General features: G+C 47.5%; 21 protein-coding genes. 5 read left to right on the top strand and 16 right to left on the bottom strand.

Features of this window, described 5'->3' with window-relative positions; genetic code table 11:
- Positions 1 to 2: 2 nt before the first annotated feature.
- The 4 genes from addA to CKW00_RS04910 all read right to left on the bottom strand — a co-directional run bounded on the left by addA (position 3) and on the right by CKW00_RS04910 (position 8480).
- Positions 3 to 3704, bottom strand: a complete 3702-nt coding sequence (gene addA / locus CKW00_RS04925; RefSeq protein ID WP_095821649.1) for a helicase-exonuclease AddAB subunit AddA — start codon at positions 3702 to 3704, stop codon at positions 3 to 5.
- Complete coding sequence (gene addB, locus CKW00_RS04920) at positions 3697 to 7197, bottom strand: helicase-exonuclease AddAB subunit AddB (RefSeq protein ID WP_095821648.1); 3501 nt, start codon at positions 7195 to 7197, stop codon at positions 3697 to 3699. Before addB ends, addA begins: the two co-directional genes overlap by 8 nt.
- A gap of 63 nt (positions 7198 to 7260) precedes the next feature.
- On the bottom strand, positions 7261 to 7800 hold the full coding sequence (gene lepB / locus CKW00_RS04915; protein WP_095821647.1) for a signal peptidase I: 540 nt from the start codon (positions 7798 to 7800) through the stop codon (positions 7261 to 7263).
- Between the two features lie 53 nt (positions 7801 to 7853).
- Positions 7854 to 8480 (bottom strand): TVP38/TMEM64 family protein, encoded by a 627-nt coding sequence (locus CKW00_RS04910; RefSeq protein ID WP_095821646.1) that lies wholly within the window; start codon positions 8478 to 8480, stop codon positions 7854 to 7856.
- Between the two features lie 166 nt (positions 8481 to 8646).
- On the opposite strand from CKW00_RS04910, the gene CKW00_RS04905 reads away from it, so the two are divergent.
- On the top strand, positions 8647 to 9024 hold the full coding sequence (locus CKW00_RS04905; protein WP_095821645.1) for a hypothetical protein: 378 nt from the start codon (positions 8647 to 8649) through the stop codon (positions 9022 to 9024).
- On the opposite strand, the gene CKW00_RS04900 is transcribed toward CKW00_RS04905, so the two are convergent.
- Positions 8969 to 9490: a competence protein ComK gene (locus CKW00_RS04900; RefSeq protein WP_158221278.1), complete on the bottom strand. Its 522-nt coding sequence runs from the start codon at positions 9488 to 9490 to the stop codon at positions 8969 to 8971. The two genes, CKW00_RS04905 and CKW00_RS04900, sit on opposite strands and share 56 nt — an antisense overlap.
- Before the next feature lie 162 nt (positions 9491 to 9652).
- On the opposite strand from CKW00_RS04900, the gene CKW00_RS04895 reads away from it, so the two are divergent.
- A complete protein-coding gene (locus CKW00_RS04895) occupies positions 9653 to 10108 on the top strand; it encodes a DUF3939 domain-containing protein (protein ID WP_095821643.1) in 456 nt (151 codons plus the stop codon).
- A 310-nt stretch (positions 10109 to 10418) separates the two neighbouring features.
- On the opposite strand, the gene CKW00_RS04890 is transcribed toward CKW00_RS04895, so the two are convergent.
- From CKW00_RS04890 to CKW00_RS04870, 5 genes are all read right to left on the bottom strand, one after another.
- The gene (locus CKW00_RS04890) at positions 10419 to 11957 is read right to left on the bottom strand and encodes a long-chain-fatty-acid--CoA ligase (protein WP_095821642.1); all 1539 of its coding nucleotides are present in this window, start codon (positions 11955 to 11957) and stop codon (positions 10419 to 10421) included.
- Positions 11958 to 12069: 112 nt separating this feature from the next.
- Positions 12070 to 12600, bottom strand: coding sequence for a GNAT family N-acetyltransferase (locus CKW00_RS04885; protein WP_158221277.1), 531 nt, complete (start codon positions 12598 to 12600; stop codon positions 12070 to 12072).
- A complete protein-coding gene (locus CKW00_RS04880) occupies positions 12581 to 13060 on the bottom strand; it encodes an SRPBCC family protein (protein WP_233129718.1) in 480 nt (159 codons plus the stop codon). The genes CKW00_RS04885 and CKW00_RS04880 overlap by 20 nt, the downstream gene beginning before the upstream one ends.
- An 85-nt stretch (positions 13061 to 13145) precedes the next feature.
- On the bottom strand, positions 13146 to 14144 hold the full coding sequence (locus tag CKW00_RS04875; RefSeq protein WP_095821639.1) for a lipoate--protein ligase: 999 nt from the start codon (positions 14142 to 14144) through the stop codon (positions 13146 to 13148).
- Positions 14145 to 14210: 66 nt separating this feature from the next.
- Positions 14211 to 14945, bottom strand: coding sequence for an MBL fold metallo-hydrolase (locus CKW00_RS04870; protein ID WP_095821638.1), 735 nt, complete (start codon positions 14943 to 14945; stop codon positions 14211 to 14213).
- A gap of 120 nt (positions 14946 to 15065) precedes the next feature.
- On the opposite strand from CKW00_RS04870, the gene yhfH reads away from it, so the two are divergent.
- Positions 15066 to 15194: a protein YhfH gene (gene yhfH, locus CKW00_RS04865; RefSeq protein WP_008590165.1), complete on the top strand. Its 129-nt coding sequence runs from the start codon at positions 15066 to 15068 to the stop codon at positions 15192 to 15194.
- A 174-nt stretch (positions 15195 to 15368) separates the two neighbouring features.
- On the opposite strand, the gene hemY is transcribed toward yhfH, so the two are convergent.
- From hemY to CKW00_RS04845, 4 genes are all read right to left on the bottom strand, one after another.
- Entirely contained in the window at positions 15369 to 16754 is a 1386-nt protein-coding gene (hemY, locus tag CKW00_RS04860) for a protoporphyrinogen oxidase (RefSeq protein ID WP_008590166.1), read from the bottom strand.
- Position 16755: 1 nt separating this feature from the next.
- Positions 16756 to 17691 carry a ferrochelatase gene (hemH, locus tag CKW00_RS04855; protein ID WP_095821637.1) on the bottom strand — a complete coding sequence of 312 codons (936 nt, stop codon included), beginning with the start codon at positions 17689 to 17691 and terminating at the stop codon, positions 16756 to 16758.
- Positions 17692 to 17706: 15 nt separating this feature from the next.
- The gene (gene hemE, locus CKW00_RS04850; protein ID WP_008590169.1) at positions 17707 to 18744 is read right to left on the bottom strand and encodes a uroporphyrinogen decarboxylase; all 1038 of its coding nucleotides are present in this window, start codon (positions 18742 to 18744) and stop codon (positions 17707 to 17709) included.
- 154 nt (positions 18745 to 18898) lie between these two features.
- Positions 18899 to 21058, bottom strand: a complete 2160-nt coding sequence (locus CKW00_RS04845; protein WP_095821636.1) for a transglycosylase domain-containing protein — start codon at positions 21056 to 21058, stop codon at positions 18899 to 18901.
- Between the two features lie 82 nt (positions 21059 to 21140).
- Here CKW00_RS04845 and CKW00_RS04840 point away from each other — a divergent pair, with 82 nt between their 5' ends.
- Positions 21141 to 21647 (top strand): antibiotic biosynthesis monooxygenase family protein, encoded by a 507-nt coding sequence (locus CKW00_RS04840; RefSeq protein ID WP_095821635.1) that lies wholly within the window; start codon positions 21141 to 21143, stop codon positions 21645 to 21647.
- Positions 21648 to 21725: 78 nt separating this feature from the next.
- Here the strand turns inward: CKW00_RS04840 and CKW00_RS04835 are convergent, their stop codons facing one another.
- Both CKW00_RS04835 and CKW00_RS04830 read right to left on the bottom strand, forming a co-directional pair.
- Entirely contained in the window at positions 21726 to 22208 is a 483-nt protein-coding gene (locus tag CKW00_RS04835; RefSeq protein ID WP_095821634.1) for a thioredoxin family protein, read from the bottom strand.
- 2 nt (positions 22209 to 22210) lie between these two features.
- On the bottom strand, positions 22211 to 22624 hold the full coding sequence (locus tag CKW00_RS04830; RefSeq protein WP_233129717.1) for a disulfide oxidoreductase: 414 nt from the start codon (positions 22622 to 22624) through the stop codon (positions 22211 to 22213).
- A 165-nt stretch (positions 22625 to 22789) separates the two neighbouring features.
- On the opposite strand from CKW00_RS04830, the gene CKW00_RS04825 reads away from it, so the two are divergent.
- Positions 22790 to 23227 carry a ferritin-like domain-containing protein gene (locus tag CKW00_RS04825; RefSeq protein ID WP_095821632.1) on the top strand — a complete coding sequence of 146 codons (438 nt, stop codon included), beginning with the start codon at positions 22790 to 22792 and terminating at the stop codon, positions 23225 to 23227.
- The last annotated feature ends 171 nt before the right edge of the window (positions 23228 to 23398 follow it).

Below are 23398 nucleotides of genomic sequence, written 5' to 3'. Positions count from 1 at the left end.
CTTCAATCCCCTTTCACCTCCACAACTTTTGCTGCATCGAAAAAGTAAAGTATGCTTTTGTACACTTTCTTTTTTCTTATATCCTCAATCGCTTTTGTATAAAGGGAGAGCTGGGTGCGGTAACGGGAAGAAAGCTCTTCATCCGTTTCCTTTCCGCTCAGACTGTCTGTTTTGTAGTCAAGCAGAATATATCCATCTTTATAAGGGATGAGAAGATCCACAATCCCCTGGATAAATACCCGGTCGTTATCGTCTTCCTTCCAGTCGCTATATACTTCTTTTGCAGGAAGCATATAGTTGAAAGCTGCTTCACGTTCCACTCCCGGTTCGGAAATTACTGTCTCACCCGTTTCTGTATCAAAAAAACGGGAAATGGCCTCGGCATCGATTGCGTCCGCTTCCTGACGTGTTATTATTTCCCGGGTAATAAGTTTTTCAGTGAATTCTTCCACTTCCCGGGGGGTATGAGGTTTTAGAGGAATGTGCTGCATCACGGTGTGCATAGCTGTCCCCCGCTCGGCGGCAGTGAGCGCTTTTTCCTGCTGCATAAATTTAGGTCTCTTTCTCATCGGAGGCCGGTAAGGAAGAGCAAGAGTCGTGTCGGCATATTCATCCACTTCCTGTTTCCTCTTGATTTCCGTCACCGTCTGTTTGGCGCGTCGCCTCGCTGCCTGTTCATGAGGATAGCGATAGCCCAGTCTTTTCTCAACAAACGGTTCTATTTCGTGATCAACGGGAGACCACTTAAAAACGGATTCTTTCACTGTATCATCCCGATGTTCTCTTTCCTTTTCTGTACCGGTTAATTCTCTGCCGTGGATGACTCCGACAGACCACTGTGATTCATCCTTGTGAATAGCGGAAGAAGTTGCCACTTCCACTTCCCCGGCCGTAAGAATTTGGGCCTGCTGATGTCGGACAAGAGAAGGACCGATCCAGTCCAGGTACGATTTCGCGCTTAGTCTGTCAGCTGCCGGCAGTGTCCATGGTTCATAGCGGGCAAAACGCTTCCATTCCTCCTGTTTTGCCTGAAAAGAAGCGACGTTTCCTACAAGCACCAGTTTTTCCTTAGCCCTCGTAAGAGCCACATAGAGCACCCGCATTTCTTCGGCGAGCATCTCTCTTTTTTTCTTTTCGCGCAAAGCGTGATAAGCGATCGTCGGGTAAGTGAGCCTTTTTTCGGGGTCGATGTATTTCGATCCGAAGCCGAGATCTTTGTGGAGTAAATACCGGGAATTAAGATCTTTCATATTGAATTGCTTATCAATACCTCCGAGAATGACCACCGGAAATTCCAGTCCCTTACTTTTGTGGATCGTCATAATCCGCACGACATCTTCCTGCTCTCCAAGAGCCCGGGCCGCCCCAAGATCGTCTCCCCTTTCTTCCATTCTTTCAATGAAACGAAGGAAACGGAACAGTCCGCGGAAAGATGTAGTCTCATAGGAGCGGGCACGGTCATAAAGTGCCCGGAGATTTGCCTGACGCTGACGTCCTCCAGGCATACCTCCTGTAAAATCATAGTAACCGGTCTCACGGTAAATGTACCAGATCAGTTCAGACAGGGCTCCCTGTCGCGCCCGCTCCCGGAAATCGTGGAGCATGATCAGAAAACGGTCCAGTTTTCCGCTTAACGAATCCGTTTCTTTGGCGGTATATAATTTAACAGCTTCATAATAATTTGTCCGCTTGTCTTCCAGACGGATGCGTGCAAGCTCGTCCTCATCCAACCCGACAATCGGAGACCTGAGTACCGAAGCCAGCGGAATATCCTGTTTCGGATTATCAATGATCTTCAACAGGCTGATCATTACCCGGATTTCAATCGCTTCGAAATACCCGGTGGAAAGTTCTGCGTAGACCGGAATCCCCTGCTGTTTAAGTTCATCCATTATAACCGGCGCCCACGTCATGGAACGTTGGAGAAATACTATATCCCTGAATTTAAGAGGTCTCGGCATACCTGTTTCTTTATCCATTACCTGCATCGGCTCGTTGCCATCATACCCGAGCCACTTTCTGATTTTCCCTGCGTAAGCCCGGGCTTCCAGCTGTGCCTTTTCCAGATCACGGTAATCTTCTTCCATGTCCTCCTGCTCCTCTTCTGCTTCTTCCCGGTCAATTAACAGAAGTTCCGTGCTCGTGTCTTCTTTGAACCATTCGTCGTAGGAGGTGTTCCCGTAAATAAGTTCGGCTTCTTTCTCATACTCCATCTCCCCGACCTCTTCGTCGAGAATTTGACGGAATAGATAGTTCGTTGCATCGAGCACCTGGGTCCGGCTGCGGAAATTTTTGGCCAGATCTATTCTCTCTCCGTCTTCTTCTTTCTGCTGGAAACGGCTGTACTTCTGGAGAAACAGGGAAGGTTCCGCGTGCCGGAAGCGGTATATACTCTGTTTCACATCCCCCACCATAAACAAATCTCCCGCCCCGTCATCGGCAGTCAATAGTTTAAGGAGCGTCTCCTGTACCAGATTCGTGTCCTGGTACTCATCTACGAGTACTTCCGTAAACTGGCGCTGATAATTTTTCGCCACCTGCGAAGGTACGAGATGTTCCGGCTGTGAACTTTCATCCCGTAAAATATTCAGTGCATAATGCTCCAGGTCGGAGAAATCGACTACCCCTTTTTCTTTCTTCGCTTCCTGGTAGCGCTGTTTAAAATCTTTCACTACAACTCCCAGCTGAACGATGACCGGATACAATTCCCCCATCTCTTCAAGATATCTCACAAGGGGGCGTGCAAACCATTCTTCCTGAATCTTTTTGAATCTTTTCTTATATCTTTCCCGTATTTCTTTCGCTTCATTTTTCTTATCCTCTGTCACGTCTGATTTTTTTCTCGACAGTGACGGAAATTTAGCTTCTTTCACGTAGTTCTCAAGCGACTGCCAGGACGTGGCGAGGCTGGCTTTCGCTTCACGTACAAGAGCGAGATCCTTGTCTGCCGTTTCCCCGTATGTATAAGGGCCGTCCGGCTTGCGGGTAAGTTCAAGGAATTCTTCTGCTTCTTTTTCCATAGCTTCAAGCTGATGGTGTACTTCTCTTTTCAGCAGCACAAACCAGGGCAGATCTTCCACCTCTTCATTCACTGAAACGTTATACATTTCTGCCACCTGGTCCAGCCAATTTTCCGGCCACGGATGCTGTTCCGAGAAGGTGTACATCTGAAGAATAAGCGACTCCACGTCCAGGTCATGACGGTCCCCAGAGAACCGGTCCACCAGGTCAAAAAACCGGGTTCGCTCCTCGCCTTCTCGTCCATACCAGTCTTCCAGAAGATCTTCCAGCACTTCCTGCTTCATTAAATCCGCTTCTACGGAATCCGCAATTCTGAAGGCCGGATCGATATCCAGAAGATACGCATGTTTCCTTATCACTTCCATACAGAAGGAATGAAGTGTCGAAATGGACGCACTCTGCACAAGGGAGAGCTGTTTTTTCAGGTGGATAGAATCCGGCGACTGTTCAAGAGCTTTGTCGAGCGCCTCCGTCACCCTGTTCCTCATTTCCTGAGCTGCTGCGTTCGTGAAGGTTACTACGAGAAGGGAGTGGATATCCACCGGGTTCTGCCTGGCGATCACCTTTTGAATGATCCTTTCTACAAGAACCGCTGTTTTTCCCGATCCTGCCGCTGCCGAGACGAGAATATCATGGCCGGAATTATAAATCGCCTCTTCCTGTTCTTTTGTCCAGCTAACCATCGACTTCCCCCTTTTCCTTCAATTTCTCCCAGACTTTACTGTCTTTCATATCGGCCAGCTTCCGGTACTGGTTCTCCGCAAGAGTCGGGTCGAACTGACAGACGGAACGGAAGGAACAGAACTGACATGCCGTTTCCTGTTTCTTCTGATATGGATTAAGCGGAATATTGCCTTCCGTAATATCCATCCCCGCCTGCGTCATCAGTTTACGAACGTAACCGTCCAGCGCTTCGAACCTTTCCCTGTCCGCCACTTTGGAATTGGAATAAAAACCGCCTTTTTCCTTTAATCCTGCCGGAACCACCGGGCTGTAACCTTTATCCGTCTCTGTATCCATCATGCGGACAGCGGCTTCATCTTCCAGAAGCAGCCCCTGCATTTTGAAACTTTTCACGATTTCCCGTTCCAGTTCTTCATCGTTCAGCACTTTCTTTCCTGTAATCATCGGGTTGTGGACGTGGAAATACAGTACACCTGCAGGAGTCGCCTCCATTCCGAGCCACTCTTTCGCATTCTGTAATATAACTTCGAGATAAATAAGCATCTGCAGCGAAAGACCGTAATATACATCGGAAAGATTCAGACCTCTTGCACTTGACTTGTAGTCAATGATTCTCAGGAACATCTCTTCATTATCAACAGCCTGATCCACCCGGTCGATCCTTCCTCTGAGCATGAGTTCGAAGCCGTTTGGAAGATCCAGACTCATAGCCGGAAGGGCTGCATCTTTCACTTCCCCGAAACCGAGTTCAAGACCGACAGGAGCAAAATTCGTCCGTCTCGCCTGTTCTCCGAGGATATATGTTGCCTGGGCGATCACTTTACTCAACTTTTCCTGAATATATCTGTATCGATTCGAACTTCTGAGCACCTGATGCTGCAGAACCGGTGCAAGTTCCTGTGTGGCACGGCGCGCATACTGTTCGGCAGAAGAACGATCCAGTTCCGAAAACTGCTTCCCTTCTTTTCCGATCCAGTCGGTTATCTGCCGAAGAGCCTCATGGAACAACTGGCCTATATCGGGAGCGTCCAATTTATACGTCCGTCGTTCCTCCAGATTCAGCCCTTTACCGGCAAAGTGCTGAAATCCGCAGCTGTAGTAAGATTCCAGGGCGGAAACACTCGTTTTCACCTGTTTCTTATGCATGCGGCGGGCTGTGTCCTGCTGGAGTTGAACGGGTTCATTTTTATAAAACAGACTGTGAAGCACTCTTCGCGTCGTGCTCTCTTTCGTTTCCGCCTGAATATACCAGTTTAACACGCCCCACCAGGCATCCTGGATCCGGTATCCTTTAATATAACGGGCCAGCTGGGCGGTGAGAGCCGATCGCGTCTTGACCGGCGTAGTGATAAAACGTTCGGCTTCTTCCAGATCATCCGGATCCTGAAGAAGCACATGTTCCCTGCAGGCCGGAAACAGTTCTTCGATGCGGGTGATCATGGGAGAAGCCGCCTTCGCTTTACCTTCCTCATCACTCAGCGGATAACTCACCCATAATTTCCCGCTCGGCATCGTTGCTGCAAGATACATGTAGAAACGGTCATAAAGCAGCCTTTCGCGACTACCGGCCGCTAATTCCACTCCATGCCGGGACAGAAGTTCCCGGTCTTCCTCAGAAATCATTCCGTCTCCGGCCGGTTTCATCGGCCACGTTCCTTCGTTGACTCCGAGAAGAAATCCGGCTTTTATTCCGTTTAACCTGGAACGATCCACGCTTCCGACAATGATATGATCCATACTTGGAGGTACGTGAGCGAAAGTAAGGGCATCGAGACCACTTTCGAATGCCTGACGGAACACCTGAAGAGACATAGTTTCTTCCCCTATCATCTCCACCATTTCGTCGAGAAGTTGAAGCAGACTGTCCCATACCTGTTCCTGCTCCCTTCCTTTCTCCACTTCTCCGTTTTCATCATAGAAACTTCTCCATATTTCAAGCGTGCCCGGAACATCCATTCTGTCCAGCCACTCAAAAAGAGCGGTAGCCCTCTTTTCATTGGACTTCCTGCCCCGGAGGTCGTCATCCAGATTTCCGAGGGCTTCTGTCACCTGATGACGGTATGCGTTAATGCGATCCTGTTTCTGCTTCTCCTCATCCGTCTGTGCCGCCTGTTCAAAGCCCCGAAACCGCTGATATTTCCATGGCTCCGCCGACCTCCATTGATCTCTCGAACGGATACCATATTCAAGAACGTAATTTTCCAACTCATCAATGGCTTCTTCGTTAAGAGGATGTTTCTTATCGCCGGAAGGGATAAAACCGGTTTTCAACAGCCGGAATACCGCATCATAGCGCCATCCCCCCTCTACGACATCAAGTGCGGAACGTATCAGTTCCAGGAGCGGGTGGTTCAGCATCGTCCGCTTTTCATCAAGAAAGACCGGTATACCATAATCGGTAAAAATCGTTTCGATTAAACTGTGATACATACCGGCATCACGCATGAGAATCGCTATATCGCGGTACCTGTACCCGTCTTCCCGGACGAGCCGGAGGATTTCCTGAGCAGCTCCTTCCACTTCCGCCCTGGGGTGGACAGCTTCATAAATACCGATCGGCACGTCTCCTTCGAAAGGAGGGGCAGGACGTTCTTCAAAGTTGTTCTCCAGGTGCTGAAATGCTTTACGATCAAGAAAACGACCCTCTTCATTCGAAAGGGTCAGCGTCTCCTCCACTTCCACGCCCCCTTCTTCAGCCAGCTCTCTTAGAATGGCACAGGTTTCTTTCGTTTCCGCAAAAAGATCGACATCTTCAGGCTCTCCGTCTTCTTCGTCGAGTGTCAGTGTGACCTGTACCTGTTCCGCATGCTGGAAGAGTTCACGCAGAACCTCATACTCCTGGGGAGTGAAACTGTGGAAACCGTCTATGTATACTTCTGCACCCTGAAGAAATGAAGAGTGGGGGATTTTCTCTCCGAGCAGTTTTAACTGGTCTTCCCCATCCACGTAGACGCCTTCCATGTAGTGGGTGAGACGGCTGTAGATATAATGAAGATCTTCCAGTTTATCCTGCAGCGCCCTTTCTTCAGCGGTCCGGTGGACATATCCTTCCATAGCCTCCATTTGGGATTCAAGCGTCTCAGGAGTCACGCGATATCTTTTGAATTCGGTAATCATTTCTTCCAACTGATGAATAAATCCCTGTTTCTCCATCGCCTTTTGGAAGACATTCCAATCGGATGTGCGTTCCTCCACGATTTTTCTGAGCAGCATCTGTACTCCCGTAGAGCTTATATAAGATCTCGTCGCACCTCCGGTTTCCTGAAACACTTTCCAGGCGAGACGGGAAAAACTGAGCACATGAGCTCTCGTCGCACCGTCGATATTCCCCCGCTTCAATAACGCATACTCCTGCTGGAAGGTCATCTGATCCGGCACCAGATATACAATCGGGCGGCCTGCAGGTTCCTTTTGAAGTTTCGCTTCGATTTCACTCAGACAGTAGTCACTTTTTCCGGCTCCCGAACGTCCGGTTATGAACTTAATGCTCATCCGCCTTCCTCCTTTTTCCTTATCTTACAATACCATAAGAAAATGAACCACCCGGGCGGCAGTTCATTGAAATGTTATACCCACCTGTGACATCGGCCAGTAACGTATTGACACTTTTCCGACCACCGAAGCTGAATCGATAAAACCGAAGCGGCGGCTGTCCAGGCTGTGCCGGCGGTTATCCCCGAGAACGAAGAGTTTACCCGGAGGGACTGTCGGTGTTCCTGTTATTCCTTCGAGCGTGAAACTGGGGGTGAAAACTTCCCCGTTTTCCGGACGCAGCTTATCAAGATACGTTTCTTCCAACCGCTCATCGTTAACGTATAATTCGTCGTCTTTCACGGCTATCTCATCCCCCGGGAGACCGATCACCCTTTTTACATAGTCGTCTTTTTCGTTGTAATGAAAAACGATGACGTCCTGCCGGTGTATTTCCGTCCATTCATAGGAGACTTTATTCACCATTAAAAGATTTCCATCGTGTAACGTAGGCTCCATCGACTCCCCGTCCACAATATAACTTGCGAAGATAAAAGTGCGGAAGAACACCGCCACAAGGGCTGCCAGAACGACCGCATGAAACAGATATTTATGTTTATTCATTCCGTTTCCTCCAAAGGGTTTAATACTGGTAATTTACCCGGGAGAGGGCCGGTTCAACCCTTCTTCCTTCTGGCACGTGCCGCCAGCCGCTGCTCCAAATATTTACCGAGGAGCCAGAAAAGACTGATACAGATAAGCACAACGATAGTTTTGACAGGATTCGAAGTAAAAGAGGTGATGCTGTCACCGACGAACGTTATCGAAAAAATCATTACGGATTTCCCGAGTACAGCAGCCAGTAAAAAGTCTCTGGTCTTCACTCCAGACAATCCTGCAACGACATTAATGATGGCGGAAGGGGAAAAAGGAAAGCACATGAGAAGAAACAACGGACCGAATCCGTGCTCTTCAAACCATACCATCACCCGTTTTACCTGACGGTTCTTTCTCAAAAAACGAAAAAAACGCCGACGTCCGAGACCTCGTACTATAAGAAAGACGAGTACGGCTCCTGCCACAGCCCCGATCCATGAGTAGAGAAATCCTTTAATAAGACCGTACACCACGGCATTGGCGACTACAAGTACTATGAGCGGCAAAACAGGGAGAAAAGCTTCGATAAGAGGCAGAACTATACCGGGGAGCGGACCAAAGCGATCCAGTCTCTCCAGTTGCCGTATAGCGTAATCGAACAATTGATCATTTTCAGCTAGCAATTTCAATTCCTCAAGCGTTGGCATAAAGGTTCATCCTACTCTGTTTATCTATAGTAATTTTATTTTACTGGAATTCTTCTTTTCTGCCTACCGTGTCACTTTCGAAAATTGGATTGCATAAGCGAAGGGGTTCTATGATATACTACCATACAAGAACACATGTTCGCAATGAATGAGAGGAGGTCCAGGTATGGCTCACCTGAAAGAAAAACAACTTGATAAAGCCTCCCGCTACCTGTTCCTGACAATGGCGATCACTGTCATAAAACAGGACCGGCAACATATAGCGAATGGCGCCCACAAGATTAAAGAACCTTACCTCGAACTGCTTGGTAAAATGGAAGTGTGTGCCAGGGAAGAAAGAAAGCATCTTCGTTCATTTATGGATACGCATCAGGTTTACGTTATTGAAACATCAAGGCACGAAGCCTTTACCACTTTTTCCTTTATGGCTGCAGGTTATGAGGAAAAGAGAAACTATTTCAATCCGGCTATCCGCAGGAAAGTGGAATTCATCTTATGGGAACTGATGGAGAAGGCTCTGAAACAAAAGAATGTCTCACCGTAGAAGTGAATCGTTTTTCGTACATGAGCCTGAACTGGGCGGTGCGTTCCAGCTGGTTCGAAAATACGCCGGGGGAGACGGGCAATTCTTCACTCAGTTTGTTTACAAATTGAACTCTCGTTCTTCTGGGATCGGTCTGGCCGGGGGCGAAATCACGTACAAAACTGTGGGAAATCCAGGAGCATTCAAGTCTTGAAGGGGACATGGTCGGGAAGTAATAGAGCTTCAGCATGCCGGAGATGACTATGGGGGATTTGTGTGTGTAGTTCGTAATAGCTTTTGTGCCGGAAATTCTACCGGAGAGGTTGCTTCCAAAATACTTACAGGAGTTGTCGATCACTTTCGTCGGGGGCAGGTCCACTGTAAAAGAATCTTCCACTTCCATCACCCTCGTTCTGATTTTCCCTTCTTCTTCGATGGCGATGAGAGCAACTGTCCGTTCGTTCACTTCATATTCGGTTTTCAACATTTCTTTCACGGTTATCATATCCCTTCCTGTGAGTGCAGTAATTGCTTTTTAAATATAGCAGATTATTTTCGAACCGTCTACGTTCCTGTTATTTTCTTCCGAAAATTCCAACATCTTTACCGTTTTTGTTATAATAACAGTAAAATATCGGAGGAGATTGCTATGTGGATGCGTAGAAAGAAGAGGGAACCTGCCCCCAAAGAGTTGGAAACTATGGACTTGTCCCTGAACGATATACGAAAAGCCATCAACGATTATGCCGAAAAAAAATCGGACAGGGTGCCTTTGAGTGTAATCATTAATGAAGATCTTACCATCGACTACGATCTTCTTGCTCACTTTATCGAAGGGAAACCGAGGAAGACTTTCTACATGTCCCGGGAAACTTACGAAGTATTTGAAGAAGAAAACCTTCAGCTCGCAAAAGATATCGATATGATGCAGCGGGCAGTGGATGCTTACGTTCAGCAGGAGAAAGAACTTCCAATCATTGAAGACGACCCCTATCGACGGGTGAACTGCTACAAACTGGAGCGTCTCGGTTTGATAACCCACCGCCCCGACAGAGAATTTTATATTACTAAAGAAGAATACATGGTGGATTACGAGAGGAAGTGACTTCTCTGATAGAGATATTCGATCACGCTATCCCGCACTCGGCATTCTTATCTCTGTTCAACCTAAAAAAGAGCCAATGCTACGGGGAGCATTGGCCAAAAGAGACGACTGATTAACTTTTGAGTGAGGGGTTTACATGAATGAAAAGGCTCTTTAGCGTACAAAGGCTTTTCTTTCATGCAGACAGTTATTTAAACTGCCTTTCTCAATTTTCATTATAATACAGCCTCTGAAAAATCTCACCGAAAGCTTTTTGCGGTCTACCGCATATGTGTCTGCGATATTTCTATTAACTGACAACAGACATCTGTTAACTTTGCTGTAAATGCTCTCGCAGGTTCTTTCTTAAAATTTTACCGGTCGTGTTTTTAGGGAGCTCTTCCATGAACTCTACGCGCTGTGGAAGTTTGTATTTCGCCAGTTCCTTCTTACAGTATTCAATGACAGCTTCTTCATTCAGGGAAGGGTTATCTGAAACGACGAAAGCGATCACTGCCTCTCCCATCTCCGGATGAGGTTCTCCGACTACAGCCGCTTCCGTAATTTCCGGGTGCTGATAGAGGACTTCCTCCACTTCTCTCGGGTAAACGTTATAGCCGCCGACGATAATCAGATCTTTTTTCCTGTCCACGATATAAAAGTACCCTTCCTCATCCTCACGGGCCATATCTCCGGTGAACAGCCAGCCGTCTTTAATCGTTACCGCTGTTTCTTCCGGCATTTTATAGTAACCCTTCATCACATTCGGTCCTTTGACGACGAGCTCGCCTGTTTCTCCGGCAGGTACTTCCTGGCCGAGCTCATCAACGACTTTATTTTCGACGTTAGTGATATTCTGTCCTATAGAACCCGCCCGGCGCGGCCGGTCTAAAGGATTAAAAGCTGTCACGGGAGAAGCTTCCGATAACCCGTACCCTTCCGACACCCGTACGTTGAATTTTTTCTCGAAAGCTTCGAGGAGAGAAACCGGAAGAGAAGAGCCACCCGAAACGTTGATACGCATATTTTCAAATGTGCTTTCCTGGCCGTCTCCTGTCTGCAGAAGATAGTTGTACATCGTAGGCACACCGGCAAATACAGTAGCCTCATAATCTTTCGCAGCTTTGAACACTTCTCCCGGTGAGAACTGAGGGATGACTATAATCGTTCCTCCATTTACAATCGGAGCATTCAACGCCACGGTCAGGCAGAACACGTGGAACATAGGCAACGTTGCAATTACTCGATCTTCTTTACTTATTGCCAGGTAGGTGGCCACATCTTTTGCGTTCGAATAGATGTTTTTGTGGGTAAGCATCGCTCCTTTCGGCTTCCCGGTCGTTCCGGAGGTATACAGAATAACTGCCAGGTCATCATCATCCACTGAAGGAGGAGTGAACGAAGTTGACCCTTGCTCCACCGTTTTTGTAAACGATTTCATTTTTGGTGAAATAGTAAAAGCTTCCAGATCAATATCCGCCCCGGTATCCGCAACGAAATAATGGGTGACATCCAGTTCATCGTCCACTACGTCCAGCTGACTTACGAGAACATCAAGTGTTATAACACCTTTGACATCGCCATTCTTTAAAATATACTTCATTTCCTTAGAAGTGTACGTAGGGTTGATAGGAATGACGCTGAGACCTGCACGAAGAGCGCCGTAAAGGCCAATCATAAACACAGGACTGTTGCCACTGATCAGTGCGACGTGATCCCCCTTCTCGAAACCGGCATCTCCGAGGGCGCTTGCGAATTTAGTTACAGTAGCATCGAAAGTCCGGTAATCCGTCCTCTCTCCCTGAAAAATATACGCATCTTTCCCGGGCATTTCCCGGGCTGTCAAGCTTAATCGTTCACTTACGTTCATAGGTACTTCCCCCTTCTTTTATTAAATGAATGAATAATCATTCATTATAAGGAATATCAACTTAAATTATAAATTATTGCCAGACTATTCGCAAATTTATTTCCATTCTTTTTTATATTCCGTAAATTCCGTAAATTACCTGGTCGATGAAGCGATTATTCATACGGGCGCCGGACCGGGAGACTCCTTCTTTCGTAAACCCGAGACGTTCCGCGACAGCCCGGCTCGTTTCGTTTGCAACAGAGGCCCGAATAATCACTTTATTCATACCGAATGAAGAGAAAGCACAGGTGATCAGTGATTTGACGGATTTCGTGATTATCCCTCTCCCCTGGTACCTTCTCCGAAGCCAATATCCTATGTAAGTGGTGCGATTCGTCCAGTCCAGCTCGTTGAAACTTACCACTCCGACGATCTCTCCCTGGAAAAGGACGACTGCGGTCATGCTTTCATATTCGGCATAACCGCGACGAAAATTCCTTATCGCATTTTCCATCTCCCGCACTCCCCAGGTATTCTCTACCCATGGAAGCCAGGCTTGTAAGTAGCTCCGTTCTTCTTCAACTATTTCGAACAGCTCACCTGCGTCGAAAAATTCCACGAGACGCAGTTCCGTTTTTTCATCAACTTTCCGAACGAACATTTTCTTCCTCCTGCTCCGCTTCCTCCCGTACTCTTTCCAGAAAGTCATGCACCACTTTTCTGTTACTCTTATCCCTGACGATTTTCAGCATTATTTTCCCTAAAACGCTGGCACCCTCATTGGTCCCTTCATAAATGAGTCTCGTCCTGTTTTCTGTCAGTTTTTGAAAAGTATAGGAAGTCTTTATATCAAAAGCACGTCCTACAGTGAATGTCACTTCTTTCAGTTTATGCTCTTCCCTGTCTTCACAGGCCGTAGTCGTCACAATATATGTCTCCGTTCTCTTTCCTTCCCTGTAGGTCTGACGATGCCTTGCTCCCACCTCGTTCTCTTCTTTTTCAATGAGAGCGTGTTCTTCCACTTGCGGCATAATCCTGGTGATGTTCTTATCTTTAAAAAGTTCCCATACTGTTTCAATATTTGCATCAATCGTTATCTCTTCACTCCAGGTAATCATCATTCGTACCTCCTACTGTTCGTATTCAACTGTAGTGCATTTCCTTCTACAAAACGGCCCGACTCTTTCCGGAGCCGGGCCTGTTTGATTAGTACACAATCGTTAAGAAGTCTTCTTCATTAATCTTCCCGAGATAGTGGGGAAGGTCAATGTCTTCGACTGACTTCCTGATTGCTTCTCTTTCATATTTTGTCCCTATTAAACGATTTTCCACATCAGAAACGTCCCCGATTCCGAAAAAGTCGCCGTAGATTTTAGCATTTTTAATATATCCTTTATCTACATCGAGACGTATGTCATACGTTCCTGCACCTTCAATACGCTTCGTCTGGCTTATATTTGATTTCGGTGACTTTCCGTAGTTCCAGTCCCAGTTGCGGTAACGTTCTTCCGAAAGCTTTCTGATCCCCTCCCAGTCTTCCTCGGTCAGTTTGTACTGAGGCACATCCTTCACATCTTCCACATCGAAAATATAGCGGAGAATCATCGACTTGAATTCTTCCATAGTCGTTCCTTCCGGAAGATATTCGGAAATATTGGCTACCCGGCTGCGAATCGATTTAATACCCTTCGACCGGATTTTTTCCGACTTCACGTTCAGACTGCGTACTACATTTTCCACTTCGGAATTGAACATGAGTGTACCGTGACTGAACATCCGGCCTTTTGTCGTGAATTGTGCGTTTCCGGAAATTTTGCGGCCTTCTATCGTCAAATCGTTTCGGCCTGACAATTCTGCAGGAGCGCCGAGCTGCTTAAGTGCTTCCACAACGGGTTTGGTGAATTTAGCGAAATCATGAAAGCTGTTTCCGTCGTCCCTGGTAAGAAAGCTGAAGCTGAGATTTCCTTTATCATGATAAACTGCTCCGCCTCCGGAAAGACGACGAACGACGTGAATGCCATTCTCCTCTACGAAATCAGTGTTGATTTCTTCTACGGCATTCTGGTTTTTTCCTATGATGATGGACGGTTCATTAATATAAAACAGTAAGTACGTTTCACTGATATCGAGGTTTTTAAGCGCATACTCCTCAATAGCAAGATTAATAGTCGGATCATAAATACCTTCGTTATCGATAAAGAGCAAGATTCTCATCCTTTCCTGTCAGTCTTTACTTATTTCAAGTATAAAGGAGAGGGGCTTTCTTCGCAATTACTCGTCTGTCCACTTCAATCCTTCCTCCGCCAGTTTCACTTCTCCCTGATACACGTCCGCAGCTTCCTGTTTCAGTTTCGAATGATTGCCGAAATGCGGAAGGTGACTGAGCCAGAGCTCTTCCACATCCGATTTCACAGCGATTGCAGCCGCCTCCTCACTGGTCATGTGACCGGCCGCCCGGGCATCCATCCCTCTGTAAAAACTGGTGTCGGCAATCAAAAGATCCGCTTTCCAGGAAAAATCAATCCACTCTTCCTGATAACAGGTATCTGCTGTATAGACGATAACCGATTCACCATTTGAAATCCGCATACCGTAGCACGGAACAGGATGATCGGTTTTCAGGAAAGAAATGGTGAAGGGCCCTATCGTCACGGGGGCATCGGGATCATAAGGAATCGCCTCCGTATAGGAAGAGGACAAAGCGGCGAAGCCATCCGGGTCTTCCTCATGCCCGTAGACCGGAAGTTTTTCATTCACTTTTTCAAGCAGGGTCTGTACAAGCCAGGCGTGTTGCAGTACACCAATATCAGCTATGTGATCATGATGGTAGTGGGAAATGAGGACAGCGTCGATGGAACTTAAAGGCATATACCCCTGAAGACGGGAAAGCGCTCCACTGCCGCAGTCCAGAAGCAGTCGAAAACCATTTTCCTCTATTACATAGCTGGATGTCGCGCTGTTCTGGGCAGGATAAGCTCCCCAGTATCCGATAGTTGTAATATTCACAATATTCCTCCTTTTATAATTCTTTAGTCCTATTTTGAATTGTTTTATAACATCCTGTTGCTTTCTCACTTCTGTTATAATACAATGAATTTAACATAAAAACAGAGGAGGCATTACCCTATGATGAACGTCGTTGAATTCTTCCGTAACTTGCCTAAAAAACAGTGTGCCAAATGTGGAGACGTAATCCAGGAGCAGGCGGACTGCTACGGTAATACGTGTCATGATTGTGAAGGTCCCGCTCTTTAATTCCAGAGGAATAAATCAAAGAAGGGAGCAGACTGCTGCTTCTTTCTTTCATTTTAACAGACTATTTCCGAAACTTGTGAAGCGACAGTCCCGTTCCTATACCAGCTACTATATAACAGTTGTTACTAAAAAGCTTACAGCAATCTATGTACGGATTGACTGTAAGCTTTTTTATTATTCACTTTCAATAATTCGTCCGGCTGCTTCTTTCCCCTGATCGATACAGTCAGGGAGACCGATGCCGTAATAATGGGCACCTGCAAGCTGAATACCCGGCAAATCTTTCTTCATATGGTTCGTGACCTGATTCAGACGTTCTTTATGACCTACACTATACTGGGGCATCGCATTGTGCCAACGGGTAACGACGAAAAAGTCAGGCTGGTCGGTGATATCCATTATTTTTTTAAGATCCTTCATAACGATATCCCTGATCTCTTCATCTGTTTTATCGACGACTTCCTCGTCTCCCGGCTTTCCGATGTAACAGCGGAGCAGCGCTTTCCCTTCAGGTGCTGCATGAGCCCATTTTTTATGCGTCCACGTACATGCCGTAATCCGGTAGTCATCTGTCGTTCTTGATACCACAAACCCGGTACCGTCGATATCCTGTTTGATCGCTGATTTGTCAAAAGCCATAGCGACATTGGCCACCGAGGTTGCTTTCATCTGTTTCAGAGGTTCCGTCCAGTCATAGTGAGCAAGCATTTTTGCAGCTGCTGGAGCGGGGACAGCCAGAATAATATCGTCTGCCCGTTTCACTTCCCCGTCACTCATCAGTATGTGGTAGCCGTGCTCTTTCTTCTCGATGTGGTCTACGCCTTTGGACAGCTGGACGCTCCCCGGCTTCAGAGCACCCTGCAGGGCGTCGATGAAACCTGAAAGTCCGCCGGTGAATGAACGGAAGGCACTCGGTTTTTCCCAATTCTTCTTTTTTCTCACAGGGGGGGCAGTCCCGGTATCCTTCAGCCCTTTGACCAGACTTCCATACTCTTCGGTGATTTCTCTGAACTGCGGAAAAGTGGCGTCCATACTCAGACGATCGATATCTCCGGCATAAATCCCGGAAAGAAGCGGTTCCACTGCGTTCTCCACTACTTCATTCCCGAGCCTGCGCCTTAGAAACAACCCGAGAGCCTCATCCCCGGTCATTTCTTTCACCCGTTTGCCGGGCTCAAGCAGAGCTCTCATTTTTCCTCTTCCGGAAAACAGGGTGGACTTCAGGAGCGGCCGTTTCCGCGTCGGAATTCCCATATGGGACCCCTGAGGCATACGGTTCAACCGTCCTTTCGCCAGAATATATGCGTTCCCGGTCGAATTTTTGACGACTTCCTCCCCCATTCCGATTTCTTCTGCCAGTTCAAGCATGCTTGTTTTACGGGCGAGAAAGGAATCAGGCCCTCTTTCAATCGTAAACCCGTCCTTATGAAAAGTTCTTACCTTCCCGCCCAGACGTTCTGTTTTCTCCACAAGTTCCGTATCCACGCCGGCTTTCTGTAAATAATAAGCGGCAGATAATCCCGTTATCCCGCCGCCTACCACAACTGTTTTTCTGCTCATTCTATTTCTCTTCCTTCCACTTGGACCAGACCACATCGACAAGCGTTTCTATGAACTTCGGATTTGTGTTGGGCATCTCCGGGCGGTAGTAATTTGCCCCCACCTCGTCACACACGACTTTACATTCGTAGTCATTATCAAAAAGCACTTCCAGGTGGTCTGCCACGAAACCTACCGGCGCGTAAACGAAGGAAGTGTAGCCCTTCTGTTCAAAGAGATCCCTGGTCAGATCCTGAACATCCGGGCCGAGCCACGGATCCGGGGTATTCCCTTCACTCTGCCAGCCGATTTCATACTGGCTGACGCCGGTAGCTTCCGAAATCAGTTCAGCCGTCTCCCGCAGCTGGTCCGGGTACGGGTCTCCTCCCTGAAGAATTTTCTCAGGAAGACTGTGGGCGGAAACGATCAGACAGGCTTTCTGCTTCTCCTCTTCCCCCATTTTTTCATATTCCTGAAGAATCCCTTCTTTCCAGAAATCGATAAACGTCGGATGGCTGTACCAGCTTTCCACAGAGCTGATCCGGATTCCGTGTTCCTCTGCCTTCTCCTGGGCACGCCCATTATAAGACTTGACGCTGAAAGAGGAGTAGTGCGGAGCGAGTACGATCGAAACAGCTTCTTCGATTCCGTCTTTGGCCATCTGATCGACCGCATCTTCGATAAACGGGTTTATATGCTTCAGACCGATGTAGAGTTTGAAGTCCACATCTTCCTGCATACCGTTCAGCTCATTGCGGAGCGCCTCTGCCTGTTCTTCTGTTATACGGGCCAGTGGAGAAATTCCCCCGATCGCTTCATAGCGGTCTTTAAGATCCTGAAGCGCTTCCTCCGAAGGCTTGCGTCCTTTTCTGATATGCGTGTAATAAGGTTCAATATCTTCTTCCTTATAAGGCGTACCGTACGCCATTACAAGTAAACCTACCTGTTTATTCGCCATTTCCGTGAACACCCCTTAATTGTTTTTGGAATATGTGTGTACCAGTTCGGTCAGTTTTCTTAACGTTTCCGGCTTAATTTCCGGAGTAACACCGTGACCGAGATTGAAAATATGCGGCCCGTATTTGAGCCCTTCATCCAGTATGGATTTTGCCCGGCTTTCAATAACGTCCCATTCAGATAGAAGGACTGCAGGATCGAGATTTCCCTGGAGAGGTTTCTGAATCCCCATTTCCCGGGCCTCTGTAATAGAAGTGCGCCAGTCCAGTCCAAGTACGTCGATAGGAAGTTCATCCCAGTCCCCGAGCAGGTGAGGAGCGCCGACACCGAAAAGAATCAGCGGTACTCCTTCTTTCCTCAATTCGCGGAAAATACGGTCCATGACAGGCTTGATGAATTTCCGGTAATCCGCAGCATGAAGTGCCCCGCCCCACGAGTCGAAAATCTGAATGGCTCGGGCGCCGGCTTTCACCTGGGCCTGGACATACGTAATGATCATCGAAGCGAGTTTATCCATCAGTAAAAACCATGTTTCTTCATCTCTGTACATCAGTGACTTCGTTTTATGATAATTTTTCGAAGGGCCGCCTTCGATCATATAGCTGGCCAGTGTGAATGGCGCACCGCTGAACCCGATCAGAGGAACGTTAAGCTGCTCTTTCGTCAAAAGGCTGATCGTATCCAGTACATACGGAACGTCCGACTGCGGGTCGATTTCCCCAAGATTCTCCACATCCTGACGGTTCCGGACAGGATTATGAATGACCGGCCCTACCCCTTTCCTTATTTCCACGTCTACACCGAGTGCAGGGAGCGGCGACATAATATCCTTATACAGGATAGCTGCATCAACACCGTAATTCTCAACGGGCAGCCTTGTTACATAAGCGCACAGTTCAGGCTGGTGAGTGATTTCAAATAACCCGTACTTCTCTTTCAGTTTCCTGTATTCCGGCTGGGAACGCCCGGCCTGACGCATATACCACACGGGTGTATGTTCTGTCGGCTCCCCGCGGAACGCTTTTAAAATTGTGTCGTTAAATGAATTAGTCATATAGCACCTGACTCCTTTATATTCTATCCGATTCCAACTATAACGATTATGTGCCCCGGTGTATAGCGATAAGCCACATTTGTCACTATTTTGTACCTTCTGACAGATGTGACTCTTTTACCTGTGCGTTCGGTACTCTGAAAAGAGCGGGGTTCTACCATTCCAGTGTCACTTCATTGGACGGCTCCCCTTCTCTTCCCGATTCCGGATCAAAAGGCACGACGTAATACGTCCGTGAATCAAAAAGTCCGAAGCTCTGAATCGTATGGCTGGTTTCCTTCGTCTTTGTTATCAGTTCCTTTTCTTCGCCTTTTTTACGATAAATTCTGTATGTTACATCTTCATCTCTTTCGTCTGTGTTCCAATTGAGTTTCCCGCGCACCAGTGTCCATCCGCCGATGTCGATGGAACCTTCCAATTGGATATTCCGAGGCAGATCCACCGGCTCTTCCAGTGAAGTAAGACCTTCAGGATCGGTGAATTCCTCTCCCGGGTCGAGCACTTCCTTAAGGTTTGTAAGCATCTGTTTCGTAAGCGACACCGGTACGCTGCTTGAATCATCAAGGTAATAGTCACTTCCCGAATCCCCGTACCCCATCCACATGCTCATAGCATAGTTGGGAGTGAGACCTGCAAACCACACGTCTCTGTTCTTGCCTTCCACCTCCGGATGCTGCGCAGTGCCGGTTTTTCCTGCAAGCGCGCCACTGTAGTTTCCATTACGGGCCGTGCCGGAGCTCACTACGGTCTCAAGCATTTCCCGGAGCTGGAAAGCTGTTTTTTCATTGAAGGCGCGTACAGCTTCTGTTTCTTTCTTCGGCTTCACGGTTTCACCGTTCCGGTCCGTAATGGTAGAAACGGTTCTGAGCGGCACCCGTTTCCCGTTATTCCCGACAGCCTGATAGCCGCCCGCGATCTCCATCGGGCTGTATCCTTCCGACATTCCTCCAAGCGCGATGGAGAGGCCTTCGTCTTTAGTGGCAAGGCCGAGTTTTTCAAGATAGCTCTTACTTTCCTTCACGCCTATTTCGTTCAGCAGCCAGACTGCTGGAGCGTTTTTCGATTCGACGAGGGCTTCGTACAACGTCACCTGGCCTTCGTACCCGTCCAGATTCTTCGGGGTGTAATCCCCGTAGCTGAGCTCCTCATCTTTCAGTACGGAATAGGGGCTGTAGGTGTCGCCCATTAAGGCGGGCCCGTAAACTGCCAGCGGTTTCATTACGGATCCGGGCTGGTGTTTAGTGAGGGCATGGTTCACTTCCCCGTGTTCATACTCTCTCCCCCCGGTAAGAGCTGTCACCTTGCCTTCTTTATCTGTAAGCACAAAAGCTCCTTCCACCCCTTCGACAGAACCGGACGCGTAGTTCCCATTCTTCATCGTTTCGTAGGCTATCCGCTGGGCTTCCGGGTTCATATTCACTTCGATTTCATACCCTTCCGTTTTCAACGCCTCTCTTGAAATACCGTAACGGTCCACCACTTCCTGGACCACGACGTTTACGTAAGCGTTCGACCACGTCTCACCGGAAGGTGCTTCTTCAGTATATTCCACCTGTCGATTGGAGAGTGCTTCTTCTTCTTCCTTCGAAATGTACCCTTCATCCTCCATCCTGAACAGAACCGTGTCGCGCCTGTCTTTGGCCGCTTCGGAATCTGCTATCGGTGAATAATTGCTCGGGGCTTTCGGAAGGCCGGCCAGGAGAGCCGATTCCGTTTCGTTCAGTTCCGGCACAGGCTTTGAGAAATAACGCTCTGCTGCTTTTTCCACTCCATAGGTTCCTTCGCCGAAGTAAATCGAGTTCAGATATAGTTCAAGAATTTCATCTTTTGTATAATTCCGCTCCAGGTACAGAGCTACCATTACTTCCTTCGTTTTTCTCAGCCACGATTTATCGTTGGAGAAAAATAAATTCTTCGCTACCTGCTGGGTGATAGTACTGGCTCCTTCCACCTTCTCCCACGCTAAAACGTCGCGGTAAAGAGCCCTCGCTATGCCACGGGGGTCAATACCCGAGTGTTCATAGAACCTGCTGTCCTCGGTAGCCACCACGGCTTCCTGCAGAAATTCGGGCACCTCCTCCAGGGATATGAGACTCCGGTTTGTGGAATAGATTTCTTCTATCTCTTCTCCATCCGCAACTACTTTAGTCGCTGCATCAAGGGTCATTGCATCTTCGGAAACGAAGAAGCGTCCTCCGAACATGAGCAGAAGCAGGCCTATAGCCATGACGAATAAAAAGCTCCCCAATCCGATGAACGTGTTCCTTAACCGTTTCCCCTTTTTCTTCATTTGCTTATATTCTTCGCGTTTCACTATAAGCCATCCTTTCTTCCTGCTTGCAGTTTCTCCTGACCTCTTGCTAAAATTTAACTGAAGAAGAAAGGAGAATCTTTATATGATAGTTTCCATGACTAACGGTACGATTGATTTCCTGAAAAAGATTCAAAACCAGCATCCCGACAAACAGGTCCAGCTTATGCAGGGGGATAACTCCACGATCGCTTACTACGAGGGAGAGGAGCCTTCTATTTTCGAAGAAAGCCGTGATTATGAAATTGTCGACTCTACAGGGGATGTACAGAACAGCGGTTTCGTAGTGACTAACAATATCCCTGTATCCGAAGAAGGACGTGCTACATTTGAAGACCGCTTCAAAAGTCGGAAAGGGAACGTTGAAGGGATGGACGGGTTCCAGGCCATCCGTATTCTCCGCCCTAAACAGGGGAAAACCTATGTCGTATTCACGCAGTGGCGTGATAAAGAAAGCTTTGATAACTGGAGGAACTCCCAGTCTTTCGAACAGGCCCATAAGAAATCGGGTCCGGAACATAAACAGAAGCCGTCGTTTATCGATGGAGATGCTTATATCATGCACTACCGCATGGTGAATCCGGAAGATTGATCATACAGAAGCCGCTGACATTTTCATAGAACTGTCATGCTACAAAGAAAGTGAGCGGAGAGCCCGCTCACTTTTTTCTTAATCCCCTTTAACGTTGTTTTCGAAAAACTCCCTGAAGTTCTCTTCCGGCTGCTGACCGACGATCCGATCCTGTTCTTCCCCGTTTTCGAAATGTACGACCGTAGGCGTTCCTTCGATTCCATACTTGTGTCTCTGCTCGGGGAATTCAAGTACGTTCATCTTCTTCATATCCACGCCCATCTTTTCTGTAAGAGGCACCAGGTACGGTGTTGTGTTCTGACAATACACACATTCAGGACTGTAGAAATATACAGTCACTTCCTCTCCCGACTCCACTTTTCCGGAAAGTTCATCAGGAAGGATCTGATTGCCGTAGTTCGGGTTCTCCAGCTGATCGATCGTGGACTGCTGCAATTCACTTTCGTCCTTGTTATAAGGGTTGCCTTCTGCTTTTTCCGAGTTCTGTAAACTGACAATCAATGCCAGTGCCGCAATCAGTACTACAAGTACAGCTGCGAATATAATCATCTTTTTTTTCATCGTCACTGCTCCTTCTTCCGTAATAGTAATAAATGGGTTATGAAAATTATGATAAAAGCTGTACTGGCCAGGAAAGGGATCGTAATGAAACCTAAATAATTGACGTACTCGACCGTACAGGGGACCGTCCCGCAGCTTCCGCCCGGAGTCTTTAGAGCCGGAACTTTCTGAACCGAATAATGATACGTGGACACAAGCACCCCTGCCCCGCTCAAAATCAGTCCCGGCAAAGCGGTGTTTTTTTCGTTTTTAAGTAAAGCGACACCATATATGATGACGAGGGGGTACATTAAAATACGCTGATACCAGCACCACTCGCACGGCGTATAACCAAGAAATTCCGAATAGAACAAACTTCCGAGCGTAGCGGTAAGGGCCGTCGCCCAGGCCACAAACATCAAATCTGACCTCTTCATACTTCGCCTCATCCTCTCTTTAAGTATTATACAAGGGAATGTAACGAATTGAAAATATAGAATCAAAATTCACGAAATCGCCATCATCTGTTCGTTTAAGCAAGTTCGATGCGGGAATACAAATAAAGAGAAGATATTTATGTCCAAAGAAAGGATGGTCGTCTTATGGATCAGAAAATGAAAGAATTAATCGAAGGTTTGAATGAAGATCTTTCCCACGAATATGCAGCTTCTGTTATGTATACGAATAACGCTGCCGTAGTTTCGGGTTTGTATCGTTCAGTACTGAAGCCGTTCTTCGAAGGAGAAATTGCTGACGAGCAGGGTCACGCCTTATATCTCGCAGAAAAAATAGCGACTCTCGGCGGCACGCCGACGACTACCGTAGCGGAGGTACCTCAGGAAACACGTGTTAAAGATATGCTTGTAGCCGCACGTGATTCGGAGGAAGCCACTATCAAACGTTACGAACAAAGAAAGAAACAGGCCGATGAATTGAATCTGACCGAACTCTCTGTAAAACTCGATGACCTGATTTCGGATGAAACCGGCCACATGGAAGAAATCGATCGGCTACTTCAGGACTCCCGCCTGCACGAATAATCGGAATGACTGACGTTATAATCGAAAAGCGGACTATCCGTCCGCTCAGGCTGTCGAGAAAGTCTCGGCAGCTTTTATTTTTTTCTGTTTTTTAAATAGATCACCGCGTTAATTTGTTATAATAGCTGTAACTTATCAACGAAAGGTGATTGGATGTTTCAATCTAAAACT

It is taken from the genome of Salimicrobium humidisoli, from assembly GCF_002295105.1.
GTDB lineage: Bacteria > Bacillota > Bacilli > Bacillales > Halobacillaceae > Salimicrobium > Salimicrobium humidisoli.
Note: the sequence above shows the minus strand (reverse complement) of the source record. Positions and strands in the feature narration are given on the sequence as shown.

Excerpts from the sequence above, each read along its gene's own strand:
- lepB (WP_095821647.1), bottom strand. The coding sequence starts at position 7,800 with ATGAATAAACATAAATATCTGTTTCATGCGGTCGTTCTGGCAGCCCTT.
- CKW00_RS04895 (WP_095821643.1), top strand. The coding sequence starts at position 9,653 with ATGTGGATGCGTAGAAAGAAGAGGGAACCTGCCCCCAAAGAGTTGGAA.
- CKW00_RS04825 (WP_095821632.1), top strand. The coding sequence starts at position 22,790 with ATGGATCAGAAAATGAAAGAATTAATCGAAGGTTTGAATGAAGATCTT.
- hemY (WP_008590166.1), bottom strand. The coding sequence starts at position 16,754 with ATGAGCAGAAAAACAGTTGTGGTAGGCGGCGGGATAACGGGATTATCT.
- hemE (WP_008590169.1), bottom strand. The coding sequence starts at position 18,744 with ATGACTAATTCATTTAACGACACAATTTTAAAAGCGTTCCGCGGGGAG.
- addA (WP_095821649.1), bottom strand. The coding sequence starts at position 3,704 with ATGGTTAGCTGGACAAAAGAACAGGAAGAGGCGATTTATAATTCCGGC.
- CKW00_RS04910 (WP_095821646.1), bottom strand. The coding sequence starts at position 8,480 with ATGCCAACGCTTGAGGAATTGAAATTGCTAGCTGAAAATGATCAATTG.
- CKW00_RS04830 (WP_233129717.1), bottom strand. The coding sequence starts at position 22,624 with ATGAAGAGGTCAGATTTGATGTTTGTGGCCTGGGCGACGGCCCTTACC.
- CKW00_RS04900 (WP_158221278.1), bottom strand. The coding sequence starts at position 9,490 with ATGTTGAAAACCGAATATGAAGTGAACGAACGGACAGTTGCTCTCATC.
- CKW00_RS04885 (WP_158221277.1), bottom strand. The coding sequence starts at position 12,600 with ATGTTCGTTCGGAAAGTTGATGAAAAAACGGAACTGCGTCTCGTGGAA.
- CKW00_RS04880 (WP_233129718.1), bottom strand. The coding sequence starts at position 13,060 with ATGATGATTACCTGGAGTGAAGAGATAACGATTGATGCAAATATTGAA.
- yhfH (WP_008590165.1), top strand. The coding sequence starts at position 15,066 with ATGATGAACGTCGTTGAATTCTTCCGTAACTTGCCTAAAAAACAGTGT.
- hemH (WP_095821637.1), bottom strand. The coding sequence starts at position 17,691 with ATGGCGAATAAACAGGTAGGTTTACTTGTAATGGCGTACGGTACGCCT.
- CKW00_RS04905 (WP_095821645.1), top strand. The coding sequence starts at position 8,647 with ATGGCTCACCTGAAAGAAAAACAACTTGATAAAGCCTCCCGCTACCTG.
- CKW00_RS04840 (WP_095821635.1), top strand. The coding sequence starts at position 21,141 with ATGATAGTTTCCATGACTAACGGTACGATTGATTTCCTGAAAAAGATT.
- CKW00_RS04835 (WP_095821634.1), bottom strand. The coding sequence starts at position 22,208 with ATGAAAAAAAAGATGATTATATTCGCAGCTGTACTTGTAGTACTGATT.
- addB (WP_095821648.1), bottom strand. The coding sequence starts at position 7,197 with ATGAGCATTAAGTTCATAACCGGACGTTCGGGAGCCGGAAAAAGTGAC.
- CKW00_RS04890 (WP_095821642.1), bottom strand. The coding sequence starts at position 11,957 with ATGAACGTAAGTGAACGATTAAGCTTGACAGCCCGGGAAATGCCCGGG.